Raw genomic sequence first — 1,261 nt, 5'->3', positions numbered from 1 at the left:
TCCATGCTCGACGCCGTCTGCTCCAGGGCTGCCGCCTGCTGCTCGGTGCGTTGCGACAAGTCGTTGTTGCCCGCGGCGATTTCACGCGAGGCGCTGCCGATGGATTCGGCCGACACCTTGAAATCGCGCACCATGCGCGACAGCTGCTGCTGCATCTGCTGCATCGCATAGACCAGGCTGCCCTTGTCGCCTGCGCGCGTGGCCACCGGTGCGGAGAAGTCGCCTTCGGCAATGCGCGCGGCAATCGCGGCGGCATAGCCCGGCTCGCCGCCCAGCTGGCGCGACAGCGCCCGCGCCAGCAGCACGCCCAGCAGCACCGACAACGCCACGCCGCCCAGCACCAGGCCCAGCATCCACAGGCGCGTCGCGTCGTAAACGCTGCGCGCTTCTTCCATGTTGTTGCGGGCGCGGTCGTCGCGGCGCTTGACCATCTGGAACATCACCGCTTCCAGCGCATGGCTGTCCTTGAGCAGCTCGGCGCTCTCGGAGAACACCTGGCTTTCAAACTGCGAGGTATCCAGCGGCTGCTTGCTGATCAGTTCGACGTACTTCTCCATGCGCGCGCGGAACGCCGGCGACAGCTCCTGGTACTGCTTGACCAGTGCCTTGCCCTCGGCCTTCTCGAAAGCGCCAGCGACCTGGCGGATGCGCTCGTCCATGGCGCCGAGCGACTTCACGATCTGCTCCTTCTCGGCCGCCCGCTCGCCCATGGTCGATGCCGACAGCAGCCCGATCTGCGCGCGGCTGGCATAGACCAGGTTGATATTGGCGTCCTGCACGGCCTTCAGCGCCTGCAGGTCGCCGTTGTAGATCTTGCCGGTCCAGTCGGCCATGCGCCCCATGTTGACCACACCCAGCAGCCCCATCACGGCGCCGATCACGGCAACGACCAGGAATCCGGCAACCAGCCTGGTCGTGACGCGCAATTGATTGAACCAATGCATAGCAACTCCCCCTTGTAACTGAAGCCTCGGGCGCGGCGTGCCGCACCCGTTTTGTACGCATGCAGGCCGGTGCTCCGCGCCTGCCTCGTCTTTGATTCGGACTAGGCCTGTGCCAGTGACTGGGCCGCATCGGCACGCGCATGGGCCGGCAGGCGCTGCGGACGCACCTCGGCCTGCATGCTGACGCGGAACGTGGCGATGGCGTCGCGCAGGTGCATGGCCTGCTCTTCGAGCGAGCCGGCGGCGGCGGCGGCTTCTTCCACCAGCGCCGCGTTCTGCTGCGTGCCCTCGTCCATCTGCGCCACGGCCTGGTTGAC

The 1,261-nt window shown here is 66.9% G+C and carries 1 protein-coding gene and 1 pseudogene; both read right to left on the bottom strand.

Translation table 11 applies throughout. The annotated features are described in order from the left end of the window. A partial coding sequence (locus tag AC3WRI_RS32855; protein ID WP_492295012.1) for an MCP four helix bundle domain-containing protein occupies positions 1-944 on the bottom strand: 944 nt, incomplete at its 3' end. Positions 945-1,045: 101 nt separating this feature from the next. Next, positions 1,046-1,261 (bottom strand): annotated as a pseudogene (locus tag AC3WRI_RS32850) (chemotaxis protein); the annotation flags it as partial.

It is taken from the genome of Cupriavidus sp. FW305-27 (assembly GCF_058787995.1).
Note: the sequence above shows the minus strand (reverse complement) of the source record. Positions and strands in the feature narration are given on the sequence as shown.